This is a genomic window from Streptomyces sp. NPDC054866 (genome assembly GCF_053610745.1).
The window spans coordinates 931,783-952,669 of the sequence record NZ_JBSGZA010000004.1 but is presented as its reverse complement, the minus strand read 5'-3'; the positions used below and the strand labels follow the sequence as shown (position 1 = coordinate 952,669).

Annotated in this window: 9 protein-coding genes; 5 read left to right on the top strand and 4 right to left on the bottom strand. The window is 72.0% G+C overall.

Translation table 11 applies throughout. The annotated features are described in order from the left end of the window. Window positions 1-38 precede the first annotated feature (38 nt). The 4 genes from ACWGI2_RS24855 to ACWGI2_RS24840 all read left to right on the top strand — a co-directional run bounded on the left by ACWGI2_RS24855 (window position 39) and on the right by ACWGI2_RS24840 (window position 4,872). On the top strand, window positions 39-1,076 hold the full coding sequence (locus ACWGI2_RS24855; protein WP_453697675.1) for a 3-oxoacyl-ACP synthase III family protein: 1,038 nt from the start codon (window positions 39-41) through the stop codon (window positions 1,074-1,076). A gap of 204 nt (window positions 1,077-1,280) precedes the next feature. Beyond that, window positions 1,281-1,790 carry a GbsR/MarR family transcriptional regulator gene (locus ACWGI2_RS24850; protein WP_453396493.1) on the top strand — a complete coding sequence of 170 codons (510 nt, stop codon included), beginning with the start codon at window positions 1,281-1,283 and terminating at the stop codon, window positions 1,788-1,790. A gap of 149 nt (window positions 1,791-1,939) precedes the next feature. Then, on the top strand, window positions 1,940-3,838 hold the full coding sequence (locus ACWGI2_RS24845; RefSeq protein WP_453697674.1) for an HAD-IIIC family phosphatase: 1,899 nt from the start codon (window positions 1,940-1,942) through the stop codon (window positions 3,836-3,838). Beyond that, window positions 3,835-4,872, top strand: a complete 1,038-nt coding sequence (locus ACWGI2_RS24840) for an alpha/beta fold hydrolase (RefSeq protein ID WP_453697673.1) — start codon at window positions 3,835-3,837, stop codon at window positions 4,870-4,872. Before ACWGI2_RS24845 ends, ACWGI2_RS24840 begins: the two co-directional genes overlap by 4 nt. Window positions 4,873-4,979: 107 nt before the next feature. Here the strand turns inward: ACWGI2_RS24840 and ACWGI2_RS24835 are convergent, their stop codons facing one another. Further along, window positions 4,980-6,611 carry an ABC transporter permease gene (locus ACWGI2_RS24835; RefSeq protein WP_453697672.1) on the bottom strand — a complete coding sequence of 544 codons (1,632 nt, stop codon included), beginning with the start codon at window positions 6,609-6,611 and terminating at the stop codon, window positions 4,980-4,982. Then, window positions 6,608-7,528 carry an ATP-binding cassette domain-containing protein gene (locus ACWGI2_RS24830; RefSeq protein WP_453697671.1) on the bottom strand — a complete coding sequence of 307 codons (921 nt, stop codon included), beginning with the start codon at window positions 7,526-7,528 and terminating at the stop codon, window positions 6,608-6,610. Before ACWGI2_RS24830 ends, ACWGI2_RS24835 begins: the two co-directional genes overlap by 4 nt. Before the next feature lie 382 nt (window positions 7,529-7,910). Here ACWGI2_RS24830 and ACWGI2_RS24825 point away from each other — a divergent pair, with 382 nt between their 5' ends. Beyond that, window positions 7,911-8,681 carry an AfsR/SARP family transcriptional regulator gene (locus ACWGI2_RS24825; RefSeq protein WP_453396488.1) on the top strand — a complete coding sequence of 257 codons (771 nt, stop codon included), beginning with the start codon at window positions 7,911-7,913 and terminating at the stop codon, window positions 8,679-8,681. Between the two features lie 77 nt (window positions 8,682-8,758). On the opposite strand, the gene ACWGI2_RS24820 is transcribed toward ACWGI2_RS24825, so the two are convergent. Together ACWGI2_RS24820 and fabD are read right to left on the bottom strand one after the other, a co-directional pair. Continuing rightward, on the bottom strand, window positions 8,759-13,279 hold the full coding sequence (locus ACWGI2_RS24820) for a beta-ketoacyl synthase N-terminal-like domain-containing protein (protein ID WP_453697669.1): 4,521 nt from the start codon (window positions 13,277-13,279) through the stop codon (window positions 8,759-8,761). Window positions 13,280-13,366: 87 nt separating this feature from the next. Next, on the bottom strand, window positions 13,367-20,677 hold the full coding sequence (fabD, locus tag ACWGI2_RS24815; protein WP_453697667.1) for an ACP S-malonyltransferase: 7,311 nt from the start codon (window positions 20,675-20,677) through the stop codon (window positions 13,367-13,369). Window positions 20,678-20,887 lie beyond the last annotated feature (210 nt).

The window sequence follows — 20,887 nt, the reverse complement described above, 5'->3', positions numbered from 1 at the left end:
CCCGTGGTGGTCGTCGAGTGGCGGGGAGGTGCGGGGCGGTGCTGGTTCTGAACGGGCCTCCGGTGCTGCGGATGGCGGCGGTGGGTACGGCGGTGCCGGGCCCGCGGATCGACAACGCGACGCTGGGGCGCAGGATGGGTCTGGGTCCGGCGTGGGAGCAGTGGGCCGAGGCTTTTATCGGTACGAGGTTCCGGCATCTCGCTGTGGATCTGGAGACGGGTGAGCCGCGGTTCTCGCTGGCGGATCTGGGCGAGACGGCTGGTCGGCGGGCGCTGGCCGCGGCGGGTCTGGAGCCCTCGGACGTCGATGTGATGGTGATGGGCACTGCCATGCCCGACATGCTGATGCCGACGACGGTGAACGTGATTGCCGACCGGCTGGGCATCGATCAGGTGCCCACGTACCAGTTGCAGTCTGGGTGTTCGGGTGCGGTGCAGGCTCTGTCGCTGGCGGCGTCGCTGCTGCTGTCCGGGGGGCATCGCACGGCTCTGGTGCTGGGCGGTGACGTCTCCGCGAAGCTGGTGGACCCGGACATGGACGCGGCGGCGCTGCCGCCGTCGCAGCTGGTGAACCTGGTGCTGTTCGGGGACGGGGCGGGTGCGCTGGTGCTCACCACGGAGCCGTCTCCGGGCCCGGCGTTGCGGGCGGTGTTCACGCGGCTGGTGGGCCTGGGGCGGGAGCCGGGGCAGACTCTGGCCTGGTACGGCGCGAGCCGGCGCTTTGATGGTCCTCCGGTGAGCGAGGACTACAAGGCGATCGAGGAGGCCGTTCCCGTGCTGGCCGCCGAGTCGGCCGAGGAGTTGCTGGACGGGCTGGAGTGGAAGCCCGGTGATCTGTCGCATGTGCTGCCGCCGCAGCTGTCGGGCCGGATGACGGCACGGATCCGGGAGCGGATGGGGTTGCCGGAGGCGCGGGAGGTGTCCTGCGTGGAGGAGACCGGCAACAACGGCAACGCGCTGGTGTTCTTCCAGCTGGAGCGGCTGCTGTCGCGGCTGGCGCCGGGGGACCGGGCTCTCGGGGTCGCGATCGAGTCCAGCAAGTGGATCAAGTCGGGGTTCGCTCTGGAGGCGGACTGACGGTTCGGTTCTGCTGTTCCGTTGCGTGTGTGTCGGCGCCGCGGCCCTGTTGAGGGGCCGCGGCGCCGACGCGTATGCCGGGAAGCCATTTTCGACGGCAGATAATATATAGTTTTCATGAAACAGTGAACGAAAATCCCGGTGCGTTCGGCTTTCTCCCAGGCGTACGGCACATCGGCACACATGACGCGGAGGGATGCGCGGATGGCGATCGCCCCGGACGGCACTCGACAAGGCACCGACCAGGAGCTGGCGGTGGGCCGCTTCATCGAGCACTTCGCCCTCAGCATGACGGGGCTCGGTTTTCCACGGATGGCGGCGCGGGTGTTCGTGGCCGTACTCATCTCCAAGGACGGGCTGACGGCCGTCGAGCTGGCGGCGCAGCTGAAGATCAGCCGGGCCGCGGTCTCACAGGCGGTGCGTTATCTGATGCAGTTGGGGCTGGTCGAGCGGCAGCGTGAGCCGGGCCAGCGTCATGACCACTACCGGGTCATGGACGGCACGTGGTACGAGATGTTCGCCCGCCGCGACGAGGTGTTCCTGCGGCTGGAGGACAATCTCGCCGACGGGATCGTCGCGCTCGGCAGTGAGAACCCGGGGGCTGCGCGGCTGGACGAGACGCGGCGGTTCTTCGAGTTCATCCGCGGCGAGGTGCCCAAGCTCATGACTCGCTGGCACGAGTCGCAGGGTAAGGCTCCGGACGACGAGTCCTGAGCACTTCAGGGAACCCAGGGCGGGAGAGGCCGCTTTAGGCGGCTGCAAGCCGGCGCCAAGCGTGCGCGGTGAGGCTGGGGCGCCCGCCCGGGTGCGGTGTCGCGCCCCGGAGCGGACCGTCGCGAAGCCTCGCCTGGAGGGTGTGATCCGTGTCCCCGGCCCCCGCTCCCCCGCCCGCCGCCGACCCCGTGGCCGACCTGCACCGGTCCGGCCGCCTGATTGCCGAGTATCGGCGGCTGCCCGCCCTGCTGCGCGGGCTCGGCGATGACGAATTGCAGCGCGCAGGGCGGTTGTTGACACGCCTGTCCGCCGACGAGGTGCTCGCCGAGCACCCGGAGCAGCCGACCGTGTCGGTCACGGTCACCGGGCACGGGACGGTGGCCGGTCTGATCCCGCCGCTCACCGCGCAACTGGCCCGGCACGGGCTGCTGCTGCGGCCGCATGTCGCCGATTTCGGCAGTTGGCTCTTCGATCTGGCCGATCCGGCGAGCGAGGTGTACGCGGCCGGCGGTGACCTGGTCGTGTGTGTGCTGGACGCCGACGTGGTGTTCGACGAGGTTCCCCGGCCGTGGCGGCCCGAGGACGTGGAGCGGATACTGGCCGAGAAGGTCCGGCTGCTGGACAAGCTCGCCGCCACCCACGCCGCTGCGGGGTCGGGCACGCTCGTGTACACCTCGCTGCCCCTTCCCCGTGAGTTTCCGGCCCAGTTGGTGGACCACCGCTCCCGGGCCCGCCTTGGCGCGGTCTGGCGGGACGGGAACGCCCGGTTGCTGGGGCTGATGGAGGAACATCCGGGTCTTGTCGTCCTCGACCTGGACCAGCTGCTCACCGGCCCGGCCGCCCTGGGCGACGCCCGCCTGGCGGCGTACACGGGGACGCCGTACACTCCGGAGCTCACCACCGCGCTCGCCCGCGATCTGGCCCATCTGGTGCGCGGCCGGTCCGGCCGGGCGAAGAAGGTGCTGGCCCTGGACCTGGACGGCACGTTATGGGGCGGGGTGCTGGGCGACGACGGCCCGGAGGGGATCGAGGTCGCCGGCGGGCGCAGGGGCCGGGCCTTTCGGCACCTGCAGCGGGTGCTCGCGCAACTCGCGTCGCGCGGGGTGCTGCTGGCCGCGGTCAGCAAGAACGACCTGGAGCCGGTGCAGCAGGTGCTGCGCGAGCACCCCGAGATGATCCTGCGCGAGGACGACTTCGTGCGTGTGGTGGCCAACTGGGAGCCCAAGCACGAAAATCTGCGAGCCCTTGCCGACGACCTCAATCTCGGCCTGGACAGTCTGGTCTTCGCCGACGACAGCGCCTACGAGTGCGGTCTGGTCGCCCGCGAACTGCCCGAAGTCACCGTGCTGCATCTGGACGGCGATCCGGCGCTGCACGCCGAACGGGTGCTCGCCGACGGCTGGTTCGACGTGCGGGACGTCACGGAGGACGACGTACGGCGCCCGGCGCGCTACCGCGAGGAGTTCGTCCGCAAGGACTTCCTGGACTCCTTCGCCTCGCTGGAGGACTACTTGCGGGAGCTGGAGGTGCGGGTCGAACTGACCGCGGCGGGCGAGGCCGACACCGCCCGGCTCGCCCAGCTCACCCAGCGCACCAACCAGTTCAACCTGACGACCCGGCGGCTCCAGGAGGACGAGGTACGCGCCCTGGCCGGCTCACCGGGACAGTTGGTCCTCGCCATCCGGTCCGGCGACCGCTTCGGGGACAACGGGCTGGTGGGGGCGGTGTTCGTGCGAACCGGCGGGCCGGTGTGGCACATCGACAACTTCCTGCTCAGCTGCCGGGTCTTCGCCCGGGGCATCGAACAGGGCTGCCTGGCCGTGCTGCTGGAGCACGCCCGCGCCGCCGGCGCCGGCGCGGTCGAGGCGCGTTATGTGCCGTCCTCGAAGAACGGCAAGGTCAAGGACTTCTATCCACGCAACGGCTTCGACGCGTCCGGGCACACCGAGGACGGGACCGCCCTGTTCCGTCACGAGCTGCGGCGGATCACGGCGGCACCCGGGCATCTGGGCCTGACGGTGCACTGGAAGCGGGAGGGAACACGATGAACGACGTCGCCGAACTCAAGGAGTTCACGGCCGTCCACGCCCGGGCGCTGCAACTGCCGCCCGAGCTCTACGCAGGGGTGCTGGGCCGCGTCACCAACGACGAGGACGGCGCCCCGGGTTCGTGGGCGGTGGAGTGGTCGGCGGCCGCGGCCGCGCTTGCCGGGTCGGGTCAGTTGCTGCCGGCCTTCCTGTGCTCAGCCATGGCCCGCTTCCCGTTCGTCGACGGTCCGGCGCGGCGCTCGGCGTACGAGCAAGCGCGGGCGGTGTTCGACCGGTGGCGCGCACAGCATCCGGACATCGAGCCGGTGCGGGTGAAGTTGCCCGATGGTGAGCTGGTCTGCTGGGCGGGTGGTCTGTCCGCCGGGGAGCCGAAGCCGCTGCTGCTGGTGACGGGAGGGATCGTCAGCGTGAAGGAGCAGTGGGCACCGGTCGTGCTCCAGGCGGCCCAGCTGGGCATGGCGGTGGTGGTGACGGAGCTGCCTGGCGTGGGCGAGAACACCCTTGCGTACAACCGGGAGAGCTGGCGGATGCTGCCGGCCGTGCTGGACGCGGTCGCGGACCGTGCGGACGTCTCCCACACTTACGCCCTCGCGAACAGCTTCGGGGGTCATCTGGCGCTGAGATGGGCCGGGCGGGATGCGCGGCTGCGTGGGATCGTGACGTCCGGGGCGCCGGTCAGTGTCTTCTTCACGGACGGCGACTGGCAGCGTCGGCTGCCGCGCGTCACCCGGGACACGCTGGCTCATCTGACGGGCGTCGCCCCCGGCGACGACGCGGCGCTGGGTGATGTGCTGGCCGATTGGCCGTTGACGCCGGAGGAGCTCTCTGCGCTGGACATCCCGGTGTGCTACTCGGCCAGTTTGCGCGACGAGATCATTCCCGCGGGGGATCCGGTGTTCCTGCGTCGACATGTGCGGCGGCTGGCCCTCAATGAGTTCGACGACGTGCACGGTGCTCCGGGGCACGTCCAGCAGACCGTGCAGTGGACGTTCGGCTCGCTGCTGGCCATGCGAGACGGCGCCCTGCCGTCCTGAGCGGGGCGCCGCGCACACGAAGAGCCGTCACCGGGACCGCGTCGGGGGAATTGCCGCGGTCCCGGTGAGGGCTCGTGCCGTCGCGGCCGGCCCTCAGCCGGGGGATGTCACTGGATGGCCACGTCGCGGCGGCGGAACAGGGCGGTGCCCGCGGCGGTGAGCACCGCCGTGATCACCAGCAGTACCAGTAGCGGGCCGACGGTGAAGTCGCCGCCGGGCAGCCCGGGCACGTGGCTGAACGGCGAGATGTCGAGGACCACCTGCGGCAGGTCCAGGGTCGAGCCGATCTGGCTGATCAGCAGGCACAGCGCGAACACCGCCCAGGGCAGGCCTACGGCGAGCCTGGGCAGGGAGCCGAAGGCGAGCACGGCGAACGCCGCCAGCACCAGCACGGCCGGAAGGCGCACCATCGCGGCCGCGACGAGGGAACCGAACTCCGCTCCCATGTCGCCGGTGGCCAGGCCGTAGCCGACGGCGGCACTGGTCCCGGTGAGCAACATGAGTACGGTGACCCCGGCGAGCGTGACGACCAGATGGCCCGTCATCCAGCTGAACCGGCTGGTGGCCGTGGACAGCACGGTTTCCATTCCGCCGCTGGTCTCCTCGTTGCGCATTCGGTTCAGGGACTGCACGGCGAATCCGGCGACCGCGAGGCCCATCAGGCCGATGGTGGCGGACAGGTAGGCGTCCAGCAGCGAGCCGGTGCCGCCGAGTTGCTGGATGATCTCGGCGGTTCGGTCGCTGTCGCCGATCAGGTCGTTGATCTCGTCGCCGACGACTCCGAAGGCGAAGCTCATGACGGACACCCCGACGGCCCAGCCGGCCAGGGAGCCACGGTGCAGGAACCAGGCCAGACCGGTCGGGCTGAGCAGAGCGGGGGTGGCCTCGGGCGGGCGGGGCTTGACCGCGCGCATGCCCATACCGACGTCGCGGATGCGGGTCAGGGCGAAGGCCACACCGACCTGGACGGCGAAGGCGGCGAGTGGCAGGGCCAGCACCCACCAGTTGTCCTGGTCGTAGGGGCGCAGTTGCTGGCCCCAGCCGATCGGGGAGAGCCAGGAAGGCCAGGCGCTCTCCACGCGCAGGCCGCCGCCGGTGGTGCGGCCGGCCACGTCGCCGACGGCGCGCAGCATGAACGCCACACCGAGCACGGCCGCCGCGGCGCCGTTGGCGGCCCGGGCGCTCTCCCAGATCTGGGCGGTGATCGCGGCGACGCCGGCGAAGGAGACACCGACCGCGCCGATCGCGGCGCCGGCCGCGAAGGAGGAGCCCAGTGGCAGCCCCGCCGAGGCGAGTCCCAAGGCGCTCACGACGGCGAGCACCACGTTGGCCAGGATCGCGAGCAGCAGGCCGGCAGTGAGGGCAGCGTGCCGCCCGACGGCGGTGGAGCCGATCAGCTCGGAACGCCCCAGTTCCTCGTTCTGCCGGGTGTGCCGGATGACGGCGAGGGTGCTCATCAGGGCGGCGGCCACCAGCACGAGCAGCAAGGACTGCGTCATCGCAGTGGCGCCCTCGCCGGCGCCGGAGACCAGGCCGCTGAACACCAGTGAGGACGGGTTGTCCGCGGCACTGGTCTGGGCGGCGATCCGGTCCTTCTGGGTCTCGTACAGACCGCTGATGCTCGAGGCGGTGGCCGTCTGTACCAGTGTCAGGCCGAGGATCCACAGCGGGAGTTGGATCCGGTCCCGGCGCAGGGCGAGCCGCAGGAGGTCACCGGTGCCGGCGAAGTAGCGGCTCATCGCCGTGCTCCGGCCGTCTCGCGCTGGGCGGGCACCTCGTCGCCGTAGTGCCGCATGAACAGCTCTTCCAGGGTGGGTGGGGTGCTGGTCAGCGACACGATGCCGAAGTCGGCCGCGTGACTGATCACGGCACCGACCTTGCTGCTGTCCACGGTGAAGCTGAGCCCGTCGGCGCCGGAGCGCACGTCGTGGACTCCTTCGAACCGGTCCAGGCCGGTCAGCTCGCGTTCCGTCTGGACCGTGACCGAGACACGGGTGAGGTGGCGCAGTTCCTTCATCGAGCCGGACTCCACGATGCGGCCCTCACGGATGATGCTGACGCGGTCGCACAGGGCCTCTGCCTCGGCCAGGATGTGACTGGACAGCAGTACGGTCGCGCCGGCCCGCTTCAGGTCGAGCACACAGCTCTGGAAGACCGACTCCATGAGGGGGTCGAGGCCGGAGGTGGGCTCGTCGAAGATGAACAGCTCCACGTCCGATGCGAGCGCGGCGACCAGCGCCACCTTCTGCCGGTTGCCCTTGGAGTAGGTACGGAACTTCTTCGTCGGGTCGAGTTTGAACCGCTCCAGCAACTCGTCGCGGCGCTTCTTGTCGATGCCGCCGCGCAACCTGCCGATCAGGTCGATCGACTCGCCGCCGGAGAGATTGGGCCAGAGGTTCACGTCTCCCGGGACATAGGCGAGACGGCGGTGGAGGTCCACGGCCTGGTGCCACGGGTCTCCGTCCAGCATCTGCACCTCGCCGGCGTCGGCCCTCAGCAGGCCGAGCAGGACCCGGATGGCCGTGGATTTGCCGGCACCGTTGGGCCCCAGGAGGCCGTGCACCTCACCCTGCCTGACCGTCAGGTCGAAGCCGTCGAGGGCCCGAACCTGACCGAACGTCTTCACTAAGCCTGCCACGGCAATAGAGTTCGTCACTGTCACAACGTATCAAACTTCCATGACGTTGTGAAATCTGCGAAAACTCGTGGCCGCGGGATGCCCCGGGCCAGGCCCCGGACCGGGTTGGCACCCTCGCGCCGCACCGCTGTGACCGCCTTGCCGAACCGACGAATCCGGCGCCGCGACCACGCCGGCCCACAACGCGGTCATCTCGGCCATGACCAGCAGTTTCGGGACGATTCTTAGGGGATTCTTAGGGGGGTTAGGGGCTTTCAGACGCCCTCTGATTCCTCATAGCCTTCACAACGGAACAACAGCCCGGCTCATCACACGGAGGGAGAGAGCAGCAAAACATGAGCTTTGTTCCGGCAAAAGAGCAGCACCGGACACGGCGTACTTTTCAACGGGGGTTGCGTTCGTGCAATACGACATACTCGGACCGGTTCGAGTAACCGACAGCCGGGGCAGCAAGTTCGTCAGTGCCAGGAAGGTGCAGGTGCTGCTGGTCCTTCTGCTCATCCGCGCCCGGCAGGTGGTCTCCATCGACGAGGCCATCGCCGAAATCTGGGGAGACAATCCCCCACGCCGGGTCACCGCGAGCATTCATGTGTACATATCCCAGCTCCGCAAGTTCCTCGCACAACCCGGCAGCCGACACAATCCGATTCTCACCAGGCCTCCGGGATATCTCTTCCACCTGGGCAACGACGAGCTCGACGTCGACCAGTTCCAGGGGCTGCTCCACCAGGGGCGGCGGCACCTCAAGGAAGGCCGGCCGGAGAACGCCGTCGCCGCCTTCGAGGCGGGGCTCTCCCTCTGGCGCGGCCCCGCTCTGGGCGACCTGTGCGACGGACCGGTCATCCAGGGCTTCGCCACGTGGCTGGAGGAGACCAGGCTGGAGTGCGTCGAGTCCCTCATCGAAGCACAGCTCACACTCGGACTGCACCGCGAACTCGTGGGCCGTCTCGGCTCCCTGACCTCCGAGCACCCGCTGCGGGAGACCTTCTACCGCCAGCTCATGCTCGCCCTGTGCCGCTCGGAGCGGCAGGCCGACGCGCTGCGCACCTACCAGCAGGCCCGGTCCCGGCTCAACAAGGAGCTGGGCCTTGAACCGTGCCGGGCGCTGCGCGATCTGCAGCAGGCCATCCTGATGGCCGACGAACGGCTGGAGCTGCCCCACACGGCATGACCCGCGTCCCCTGCGCGACCGGGCGGGCCGAGCCACAGGCTCGGCCCGCCCGGTCCGATTCCCGGGGCGGACCGGTATCAGCTCCGCGTCGGCCCGTGTGAGGTACGCAGGCGGTGCGTCAGTTCCGCCAGGACCCTCGGACCGCTCTGGTCGCCGTGGACGAAATAGTGGTCACCCGGCAGGATCAGCAGTTCGAAAGCCCCGGTGGTCAGCGTCTGCCAGTCCCTCGCGTCCGGCTCCGACACCACCGGGTCGGCGGCACCGTTGAAGACCGTCACCGGCAAGTCCAGCAACGGCTCTGTCAGGTCGTGGCGGTAGTTCTCGACGATGCGGAGGTCCGCGTACCCCGCGCCGTCCAGGGCCACCTCCGCCATGCCGGCCAGATCGTCGCCCAGTTCTGTGCGCAGCGCGTCCAGATAGCGTTCCGGTTCCGCGCGGCGCAGGCGCATCAGGTCCTTGTGGTCGGGCATGCCGGTGAAGCCCAGGCTGCGGGTGACCGACCGCAGCCGCGCGCCGAGCGGGTTCTCCCGCCCCGTCGGCGCGCTGAACGCGCTGACGAAGAGGTGACGCAGCGACTCCCCGTACTTGGGTCCAAGACGGTGCGCCAGCCGGAAGGCGAGCAGCGCGCCCATGCTGTGTCCGTAGAAGGCGAAGGGCCGGTCCAGGTAGGGCTCGATGGCCTGCGCGACGGCCTCCACCGCCTCCTCCGCGGCATCGAGGGGACGCTCGTCCCCTCGTTCCTCGCGGCCCGGCAGCTGCACCGGGCACACGTCGATCTCGGGATCCGCGGCGGCCGCCCAGTCCCGGTACAGCGAGGCTCCGCGGCCGCCGTAGGGCAGGCAGAAGACCCGGGCGGCGCAGTCGTCGCGCGGGGTGGCCGGGAGCCACCGGGCGCTGTCCGTGTCGTAGGGGCGCCGGAGCGCGGTCACGGTGTGCCCCTCGGCAGACGCGGTGACGCGGTCCACTATCTCGTCGAGCGTGGGTCCGGCGATGAGCAGGTCGGCCGGGAGGCCGACCGCGGTCTCCGTCTGGACCCGCTGACGCAGTTCCAGAGCGGCCAGCGAGTCGAGGCCGGCATCCGACAACGGCTGGGTGAACGGGACGTCGTCGGGCGGCAGGTGCAGCAGTTCCCCGACCATCCGCGCGAGCCGGGACCGCAGGGCCGCGCGGCCGGCCGGGCCGCGCCATCGCGCGCGGGTCGCGTCGGCTGCCGCGTCGGTGAGCGGGGTGTCCGGGGTGGGATCGCCGGCGCTGATGACCCGGATCTCGGTGGCGCGGGCCCAGCCGACCACCCGGCCGTCCTCGGCGCACAGCACGTGGTCGCCGACCAGGCTGTGGCGGGTGGCGGGAACGGTCAGCCGTATGTGGCACCACAGGGGGCCGTCCGCGGGGGCGCCGAAACCGGCCTCGCCGAGGCCCGCGACCATAAACAGGTCACGTTCGTTCAAGTGCTCCTCCGCGGCGAGCGCGTAGAGCGGGGCGCAGGCGTCCAGCACGCCCGGCGGCACCGGGAGTTCGGGGGCCGGCCGGCCGGGTCCGCCCTGTGTCTCAACGGTGGACGGGGCACGGAGCCTGGCCAGGATCTCGCCGTCGCCGAGCCACGCCTCGGTGACCCATTCGACCGAAGGTCCGTAGGGGACACCGCGCTCGCTGAGGCGGCGGTAGAACTCGGCCCCGTCGATCCGTTCGGCGCAGCGCTCCGTGATGGCCGCACGGGCCTGCTCGGTCAGCGGCTCAGTGCCTGCTGCGGGGTCCTCGGCGGTCGGCCCGGGTCGCACCCGGCCACCGGCGTGCCGGCGCCATCCGGCCGGTTCGTCGGTGGCCCGGCTGTGCACCGAGAACGCGGACCAACCGTCGCCGTCGGACGGGTCGATGACGAGGTGCAGGGCGCGTTCCCGGGTGCCGGGGAGCGTGAGCGCCTGCTCGAAGGTGACGCCGGACAGCCGCAGTCCGTCCCCGGTGCGCACCGCCGAAGCGAGCATGTCCTGGTAGTAGCCGACGTGGACGACACCCGCGGTGTCGGCGACCTCGGGCAGCAGCGTCCGGCTCACCGTGGTGGTGAACTGCCGCTGCTCCAGCGGCGACGGCACCGTCCGTAGTCCCAGCGTGCCGACCGGTGCGCCGGTGCCGGGGGCCGCCGAGGTGTCCGGCTCGGCGGGCGTGGTGCCGTACGCGCGGCGCCGGAAGGCCTGGCCGGGCAGGTCGAGCCGGGTCCGGTCGTAACCGTCGTCGAAGGCGGACCAGTCGACCTCCTCGCCCGCCAGGTGACGCTGGGCCAAGCCGTCGAGGAGCTCCCGCCAGATGTCGTGGCCGGGCAGCCGCACACCGTCCGGGTCACCCGGTGCCGGTGCGCCGCCGATGTGGACCAGGGTGTCGTAGCCGTGCGGGGCAAGCGCTCCGGCCGCCGCCCGCGGTGAGGTGCCGGTCCCGGTCCGGGACCAGAAGGCCGGGTCGGCGGCTTGGTCGGCGCTCACCTCGGTGGCCTGCTGGCCATGCAGGAGGCGCAGGGCGGGGGCGCGCCGGGGCAGGGTCGCGGGGGTGGGGGCAGTGGTGTGCCGGGCGCCGAGCAGCAGGCCGGCGTCGCGGACGTCGAGGGCCTCGCTGAGCAGGCCGGCCGCGAGGTCGCCGGGGGCTTTCCCGGCGGCCACGGCACCGGGAACGAGGCCCCAGTCCGCGAGCGTACGCACCAGGGCGACCTGGCAGGCGACGGTCCCCACGTCCGCCGCGAGGGCCGAGCCGGGGTGCTCGGGGACGACCGGGGTGGCGCCTGCGGCGGTGGCCAACTCGGTGGCGCACTCGTCGTAGTGGGCGCGGAAGCCGGGGTGGGTGGGGTGCAGCGCCGCGATGATGCGGGCCGCCCGGTCCGCGGTGGCGTCGAGCAGGAAAGCGACCGGTCGCGCGGGGGCGCGGTCGCGGGCGCCGACCGCGTCGGAGGCGGAGAGCTGCCGGCCGCCGCCGGCCGCCTCGGGGACGTCGCCCGCGGCGAGGGCCGTCAGCCAGTCGGTGAGTTCGCCGCGCGACGCGGTCACAAGAGCGGCGCGGTGCGCGAAGTGCGCTCGGCGGGCGGTGGTGGTGTGGCAGACGTCCGCGAGGGGTGCCTCGGGGTGGCGGGCCAGCCAGTCGCCGAGGCGGGCCGCCGCGTCGCGCAGGCCCTGGGGGTCGCGGGCGGACAGGGCCAGCACGTGGGCGGGGCGTTCCGGGCCGGTCTGGCGCGGCGGCGTGGTCGGGGGTTCGGTGAGGACGACGTGCACGTTGGTGCCGCTGAAGCCGAAGGAGCTGACGCTCGCGGTGCGCGGCTGACCGTCCGGGTGGCCCGGCCAAGGGCTCGTCCGGTCGTTGAGGACCACCGGCAGCCGCTCGATGCCGAGCCGCGGGTTGGGGGTGCGCAGGTGCAGGTTGCCCGGGATCTCGCCGTGCCGCAGAGCGAGGACCGTCTTGATCAGGCCCGCCACTCCGGCCGCCGCCTCCAGGTGCCCGACGTTGGACTTGACGGCACCGATGCGCAGCGGGGCCTCGGCGGTCCGCCCGGAGCACAGGACGTCGGCGGCGGCGCGCACCTCGATCGGATCGCCCAGCGGAGTGCCCGTACCGTGCGCCTCCAGGTAGTCCACCTCGTGCGGTTCGGTCCGGGCCGTCTTCAGGGCCTGGGTGATGAGTTCGCGCTGCGCCCTGCCGTTGGGGACGGTCAGGCCGCTGGTGCGGCCGTCGTGGTTCACGGCCGATCCCCTGATGAGGGCGAGCACGGGGGCGCGTACGGCCGCGGCGTCCCCGGCGCGCATGAGGGCGATCATGCCGCAGCCCTCCGCCCGGGCGTAGCCGTCGGCCGCGGCGTCGAAGACCTTGCAGTGCCCGTCCTCGGCCAGGGCCTCCATCCGGCTCAGGGCGACCATGACGGCGGGTGACATCATCGCGCTCACCCCGCCGGCCACGGCCGCCGCGCACTCGCCGCGGCGCAGGCTCTCGACCGCCAGATGCACGGCGAGCAGCGACGAGGAGCACGCCGTGTCCACCGCAAGGGTGGGGCCACGCAGCCCCAGGGTGTGCGCCACCCGGCCCGCGGCGACGCTGATCGCGGAGCCGGTGGCGGTGTACGGCCCGGCGTCCCGCAAGGAGCGGGGCTGCAGTGCGTTCTCGGAGCCGGAGATGCCGACGAAGACACCAACGCGCTGTTCGGCCCGGGTTCCGGAGAGCAGCCCGGCATGTTCGAGCGCCTGCCAGCTCGCCTCCAGCAGCAACCGGTGCTGCGGGTCCATCTCGCGGGCCTCGGCGTCCGAAATGCCGAAGAACGACGCGTCGAACGCGTGAGCCCCTTCGGTGAGGAAGCCGCCACGGCGGGTGTAGGCGGTGCCGGGGGTGTTGCGGTCGGGCGAGTACCAGCGGTCTGCCGGCCAGCGGTCGTCGGGGACGTCCACGATGCCGTCGCGGCCCGCGCGCAGCAGGTCCCAGAAACGTTCGGGGCTGTCCGCGCCGCCGGGGAAGCGGCAGCCCATGCCGACCACCGCGATCGGCTCCTCGGTCCGGGCGCGCAACTGCCCGACCTGCTCCCGCAGTGCGCGCACGGCGTCCAGGGAACGCCTCAACAGGGCGTCATCGGTCATGGTTGTTCCTCTCCCCCGGTGGTTCGCCGGACGCCCGCGCGGCCGGCTCCGTTGCGGCCGTCCGGCACACGTGCGCGGACTTCACGCCTACAGCTCCAGTTCGGCCAGGACGTGCTCCAGTTCGGCCGCGACCGCCGAGACGCCGTCCACGGCTGCCGGTTCCGGCCGGTCGGTGTGCTCCGGCGGTTCGATGCGCAACAGCCTTTCCAGCTTGGCCCGTTCGGCGTGTACGACCCCGAACTCGGGCCTCGCGTGGTGCAGTGCCGCGTCGAACGCGGCCAAGCCGACGGCGCTCTCCAGCGGGGTCAGGCCCAGCCGGCGGCGTACGAAGCCCTCGGTGGCCGCGTCGACCCGCATACCGCCCTCGCGCCAGAACGGCCACACCACGGCGATGCTCGCGCCGGACCGCTCCCCCGCGGTCCGCTTCTCGTCGCGGGCGCGGCTGAAGGCGTTCAGGAAGCGGCTGGCGAAGGCGTAGTCGGCCTGGCCGGGATTGCCGGCGAGGGCGGCCAGCGAGGAGAAGACCATAAAGACGTCGAGGTCGTCGTCGCGTGTCGCCTCGTCGAGGTGGACGGCGCCGTCGACCTTGCCGGCCAGGACGGTGTCCATCTCGTCGGCGGTCTTGTTCGGCAGCAGGCCGTCGCGCAGCACACCGGCGGAGTGGATGACGCCGTGCACGGCGCCCCAGCGCTCCCGGGCGAGGGCGAGCAGCCGGTCCACTTCGGCCCTGTCGGCGACATCGGCGCGTTCGTAGCGGACGTCGCTGCCGAGCGCGCGGATGTCCTCCAGGGCTGTCCGGCGCTCGTCGGTCAGCTCCGAGCGGCCGACGAGGAGCAGGTTGACCCGGGCCCGGCGGGCCAGGTGCCCGGCGAAGAGCAGGCCGAGGCCGCCGGCGCCGCCCGTGACCACCCAGGTCATACCGTCCCGTACGGTGATCTCGGCCGGTGCGGGCAGTTGGGCGGGCACCGCCCGGAGCCTGCGCACCCAGCGCCCCCGGTCGTCGTGACGGACCTCGGCTTCGGTGCGCGTCTCGGCGGCCAGTTCGGCGAGACAGGCATCGAGGAGAGCGTCCACCGGGTGGCCGTCCGCGGTGTGCACGGCCACGGCCTGCTGGACGAGGCGGGGGTTCTCGTGCTCGACGGAGCGGGCGAAACCTCCGAAGGCCTCTGCGAGCGCGTCGGCCGGTCCGCCGGTGCGGGTGTGCAGGCGCAGCAGGCGCACGGGCCGGTGCAGACCGCCCCGCAGCAGGGCCTGGCTGAGGTGGAACACGGACGTCAGCGCGGTGCGCGGATCGGTCCAGGCGTGCAGGACGGTGTCAGGCGGTGAGTCCAGGTCGGTGAGGAGGACCGCGTGGTCCTCGGCTGACCCCGCCCGGACGGTCCGCTCGGTGCCGGAAGCCTCGTACCGCTCGCCGGGCCGTACGCCGATGACCTTGGCGGCGTCGCGGTGGTGCCGCCGGACGCGTTCGGTGAGGGACCCGTCGGCGTCGAAGACGAGGACCGGGCGTGTGAGCCAGTCGCCGGGCCCCTGGGGCGTGTCGGCCCGTTCCCAGTCGGCGGTGTAGTGGACGACCTGCGGTGCCGGGGAGTCGACCGGCGTCACGGCGGACGTCGGAGCGGCCGGGCCGGGCTCGTCGAGGTCGAGCTGTTCCAGCAGATGGCCGGCGAGGTCGTCGATGCAGGGGTAGTCGAAGACGACGCCTGCGTAGAGGACCAGCCCCAGCGACTCCTCCAAGAGGTTGCCGAGCCGGACGGCCATCACGGAGTCCAGGCCCAGTTCGAAGAAGCCGCGTTGCCGGCCAGGGGGGCTGTCCGGCGGGAACTGCAGCAGGCCGCCGAGTTCCCTCTGCATGTGGGTGGCCAGGGTGGTGTGCCGTTCGCTGCGGGGCACGGCGGCGAGCTCGGCTCGCAGGTCCGCGTCGTCACGAGCGTCGGCGCGCGGGTCACGCACGGGTCCGGGTCCTGCCGGGTCCGTGCCGCTGCCCGGCTCCAGCCAGTAACGCTCGCAGGAGAACGGGTACGTCGGCAGCGACATCCGTCGCCCGCCGGTGGGCGTGGCAGCCCAGTCGGTGTCGGCCCCCTCGACCCACCGGGCGGCGGTCTCCTCGGGCGTGGCGTCCGCCGGCACGGTCGGTGCGGTGCCGGAGCGGCCGGGACGGCGGCCGATGTGGACGCCGGCGGAGGTGTCCTGGCCGACGGCCACCCGGTCGAAGCCGTCGATCGCCTCGGCGAGGGTGCGGGCCATGAACGCGGCCCGGTGTTCCATGGCCTCCCTGCCCTGCTGCAGCGTGTGCGCGACGTCCCCCGGGCGTGCCGCGTCCTCGTCCGGCCCCGTCGGGGTTCGCTCCAGGGAGCGCAGGAACTCAGCCATGCGGGACGCGTAGGAGCGCAGGTTCTCGGGCGTACGGGCGGACAGCGGGAACACCAGCGGACGGCCGGGACCTGCGGCGGGCGGTCGAGGCCGGGCCGGGGCTTCCTCCAGGACGAGGTGGACGTTGACCCCGCCCGCGCCGAACGAGCTGATTCCCGCCCGGCGCGGCGCCTCCTCGACGCCGGGAGCGGGCGGCCGGAGCCGTTCCCAGGGGGCGGTCTCGCGCTGTACCCGGAACGGCGTGCTGTCGAGGTCGAGATGGGGGTTCAGGTCCGGCGAGTGCAGCAGCGAGGGCACGAGCGTGCCGTGCCGCATCTGGAGCACGACCTTCGTGACCTGGGCGATTCCGGCCGCCGCCTCGGCGTGGCCGATGACCGACTTCACCGAGCCGATGGCGCACGGCGGGCGCCCGTCCCGGCGGTGCGGGGCTGCCGCGTCCCCGTACGCCTCGGTGAGGCCCCGCACCTCGATGGGGTCGCCGAGGCTGGTGCCGGTGCCGTGCGCCTCGACGTAGCCGACGGTGCCGGCGTCCACGCGGGCGTCGCGCAACGCGGCACGGACCAGTTCGGCCTGCGCGACCGGGTTGGGCACGCCGTAGCCGTAGGTGCGGCCGTCGCTGTTGACCGCCGAGCCCTTGATGACGGCGTGGATCCGGTCGCCGTCGGCCAGGGCCCGGTCGAGCGGCTTGAGCAGGACCGCGCCGACCGCCTCGGCCGGAACGTAGCCGGTGCCGCCCTCGCCGAAGGCCCGGCAGCGGCCGTCCTCGGCGAGGAAACCGGCCTCGGCGAGCATCACGTACTTGCTGGGGTGCAGCGACAGGTTCACGCCGCCCGCCAGAGCGGTGGCGCACTCGCCGCGGCGGATGGCGGCACAGGCCAGGTGGATCGCGTAGAGGGAGGAGGAGCAGGCGGTGTCGAGCGCGAGGCTGGGGCCGCCGAAGTTGAGCAGGTGGGAGATCCGGTTGGCGACGGAGAAGGTCTGGGAGGTGACCATGCGCCAGACGCCCTGATCCAGGTCGTTCCCGGCGAACATCTGGTAGTTGTTGTAGGTCACTCCCGCGAACACGCCCACGGAGCCGCGCCGGTCGCCGAGCCGGGGGTCGGCCAGGGACGCCGGGGTGTATCCGGCGTCCTCCAGGGTCTCCCAGGCGGTGGTGAGGAAGAGCCGCTCCTGCGGGTCGAGGAGCCGGGCGTCGCGCGGCGAGATGTGGAAGAACTGCGCGTCGAACGCGTCGATGTCGTCCAGGAACCCTCCCCAGCGGGGCCATGCCTCTCCGAAGCGCGCACGGGCCAACTCCGCGTATCGCCGGTAGCCGGGCCGGTCGAGCGGTATCTCGCCGACGCAGTCCCTGCCGTGGCGCAGGTTCTCCCAGAAGTCGGCCAGGGTCGGGGCCTGGGGATAGCGGCCGCCGATGCCGATGATGGCGATGTCTGCGGCGTTGTGCCCCTCGTCGGAGGCGGCACCGAGGACCCTCGTCGGCGCGGTGGGCGTCGGCGGAACGACCGGTTCCACCGGCGCGACGGCCACGGCAGGCACGGGTGCCGAGGTCGACGCGGGGACCGCCGGCGGTGCGGGCGTGCGGCGGACCCGCTCGGTCACATGGCGTGCCAACGCGTCCAGACTCTTGTACGTGAACAGCGTGGTGCTGTCGATCGGACCGTAGTGCTCCTCCAGGCGGCGGCGCAGCTTCTCCACGAGGAGGGAGTTGAGGCCGAGGTCCTCGAAGCGGGCGGACGGATCGATCTCCTCCGGCCGCCACTTCAGTGCCTCGGCGAACAGTTGGACCAGATGCCCCTGGATCCCCTCCGGCGAGACCGGGACCGCGGGCGCGGCAGGCACCGCGACGACGGCGGCCGCGTCCACCGCCGGGCGCGACAGGCCGTGCGACGCGAGGTCCTGCGGCCGGCAGTGCCGGCGTTCGAAGGGGTAGGTCGGCAGCGGCGTCCGGCGTACCGGCCGGTCATCGCGCAGCACCGCCCAGTCGAAATCGGCGCCCGCGGCCCAGAGCCGGGCCAGGGTGCCGGTCTTCCCGGCCTCGGCCAGGGCGGCGAGATGAGCCGCTCCCTCGGGGCCGTCGAGCAGGGCGCGGGACAGCTCGGCGGTGCCGCCGGTATGCCCGGTGCACCAGGTGTCGCCCTGCTCCTCGCCGCGCAGGAAGCGAACGAGCGCGTCGTACAGGTCGTCGATGTCGGCCGCGACCACCGCGAGCCGTGTCTGCATCGGCTCACGGCCGAGCTGGAGGGTGTCGGACAACGCGGTCAGGGCGAAGTCCGGGGCGCCCTCGGCGGGCGCGTGCCGGTCCAGGTGGCGGACCAGGTCCCGGGCGTACTCCCGCAACACCTCGGGGGTGCGGGCGGACAGCGGGATCAGCAGCGGACCCGCGGCCGGGACCGGGGTCGCCCGGTCGGTGAAGTACTCCTCCAGGACGACATGCGCGTTTGTGCCGCCGAAGCCGAAGGAACTGACGCCGCAGCGGCGCGGGAGCGTGGTGCCGTCAGCGCCGGTCGGCGCACCCCAGGGCGTGACGTGGTCCCCGATGCGGAAGGGGCTGCCGTCCAGGCGGATGTACGGATTGAGCACCTCGAAGTGGCGCAGGGCGGGAAGCCGGCCGTAGCGCAGGGCCTGCACCATGGTGACCAGCCCGGCGAGCCCGGCCGCCGCCTCCAGGTGGCCGATGGCGGTCTTCACCGAGCCCAGGGAGCAGTGCGGCACGGCGGGCGCAGGGTGCCCCCAGTCGCGGTAGAGGCGTCTGAACGCCTGCTTGAGGCCCTCGATCTCGATCGGGTCGCCGAGGCTGGTGCCGGTGCCGTGAGTCTCGATGTGTGTCGCGGTGGCCGGGTCGAGGCGTGCGGCGCGCCAGGCGTCGACGATGACGTCCGCCTGTGCCTCGGGGCTGGGTGCGGTGAGCGAGGCGCTGCGGCCCGAGTGGCCCACGGCGCTGCCCCGGATCACGGCGTGGATGTGGTCGCCGTCGGCCTCGGCGGCGGCCAGGGGCTTGAGCAGGACCGCCACCACGCCCTCGCCGCGGACGTACCCGTTCGCGGCCCGGTCGAAGGTCTTGCAGCGGCCGTCCGGCGCGAGCATGCCGGCGAGGCCGAAGCACTCGAACGGTGTGGGGCTGAGCAACAGGTTCACTCCGCCGGCGACAGCCAGGTCGCACTCGCCGGAGCGCAGACTGCGCACCGCGCGGTGGACGGCGACCAGGGAGGAGGAGCAGGCGGTGTCCACAGCCTCGCTGGGGCCGCGCAGATCGAGCTGGTACGACACCCGGTTGGGCAGGACGGCGTGCGCCAGGCCGGTGGCGGTGTGCGCCTGGGGTCCTGCGGCGCTGTGGCCCAGCACCTCCAGGTAGTCCATCGAGCTTTGGCCGACGAACAGCCCGGTGCGGCTGCCGGCCAGGTCGCCGGGACGTCGTCCGGAGTCCTCGATCGCCTTCCACACGGTCTGCAGGAACAGCCGCTGGTGAGGATCCATCAGCTCTGCTTCCTGCGGTGAGATGCCGAAGAAGGAGCAGTCGAAGGAGTCGACCTCGTCGAGGAAGGCCCCGTGCGCGTCACGCGCCCGCTCGGACCCGGCCCAGTCGCTCCAGCGCTCGCGCGGCACGCCGGTGACGAGTTCGTCGCCGGCCACCAACCGCTGCCAGAACTGCTCGAGGTCCCCGGCGCCGGGCATGAGCGCGCTGACACCAACGACGGCGACGGCATACGGGGCGTCGTCCTCGGCGCCCCGGCCGGCCTGCGCGCCCCGTTCGGCGGTCGCCACCGGACGCCTGCCCCTGTGCTCTGTGTGCTCGTGCTCCGCGTCCGGATGACGGGCCGTCACCAGGTCGAGGTGCTCGGTGAGCAGATGGTCGGCGAAGGCCTTCAGCGTGAAGTGCTCGAAGAACACGGACGGGGTGAGATCCACGCCGAGATCCCGCCGCAGCCGTTCAGCGAACTCGATCAGCCGGATCGAGTCGAAGCCGAGGGTGCTGAGCTCCGCCTCGGACCGGACGGCGGACGGCTCGACCTTCAACACCTCGGCGACCGCGCTGCGCAGGTCGCCCAGCAGGGCGTCGCGCAGTGGCTCCCGGGAAGTGCCGACGGATCGGGCGCCGCGCTGCCGCTCGGGCCGCCGCAGGCGCAGCTCCCCTTCCTGCGCCTGCGGCGGCGCCGGTGCCTCGTCGAGCTGCAGGGCCGGCCGCTCCTCGTCCCGTCGGGTCGCCTGGATCAGACCGCGCAGTGCCCGGCCCGGACCGACGGGCTTGATGTCGGCGACGCCCCGGGCGAGGAGGTAGCGCACGGTGTCCGTCCACCGCACCGGGTGGTCGAGCTGGCGGATCAGCGCGCCTGCGACGTCGTCGCCGTAGGGGCGGGCGGTCACATTGGAGATCACGGGGATGGCGGGTGCCCGGAGAGCGAAGGTCTGTACATGGTCGGCGAATTCGTCACGGAGGTCCGACATGTACGGCGAGTGGAAGGCGCCGCTGACCCGCAGCACCGTGTAGAGGCCCGCGCCCGCGTCCTCGAACGCGGGTCGGGCGCGCTCGACGTCCTCCCGGGGACCGGCGACCACGATCTGGGTGGGGTTGTTGTAGTTGGCGATCGACAGGTTTCCCAGACCCGGTGCGTCGAGGACTTCGTCGACCTGCTCGGCCGTCAGGCCCACCACGGCGGCCATACCTCCGTCGGCCACCCGGGCCATCAGTTCGCCGCGCTTGGCCACCAAGCGTAATCCGGTGGCGAAGTCGAAGACGCCCGCCGCGTGCAGCGCGTTGTACTCACCCAGGCTGTGCCCCGCCACGTAGTCGGGCTCGGGCTCGCCGTCCAGGCGATGTGCCAGCAGGCTCAGCGCGTTCACGACGTACAGGGCGGGCTGCGTGAACTCTGTGTCCTGGAGCAGCCCGTCCGTGTCGTCACGACAGAGTTCCTCGACGGAATAGCCGAGGAACTCGTCGGCCTCCGCCACCAGTTCCGGAAATGCGGCGAAGAGCTGCGCACCCATTCCTTTGTGCTGCGAACCCTGGCCGGGGAAAACGAGCGCGAACACGGCGTGATGTTCCTTCGGTTGCGTCGGAAATACCAATCCGGATCTTTCGGCTGCGGGATTCCCGAGAATGCCCGGACAATTCCAGCAGATCCATAATGACCGGGCCGACTAAGGACGCTCTTGCGGTGCTCTAAAGCCGTGGTCCGTCACTTACCGTGCTTGACTTGCCCGTTGTATTCTGCACATCATACGCACGAGTTCACCATGTCA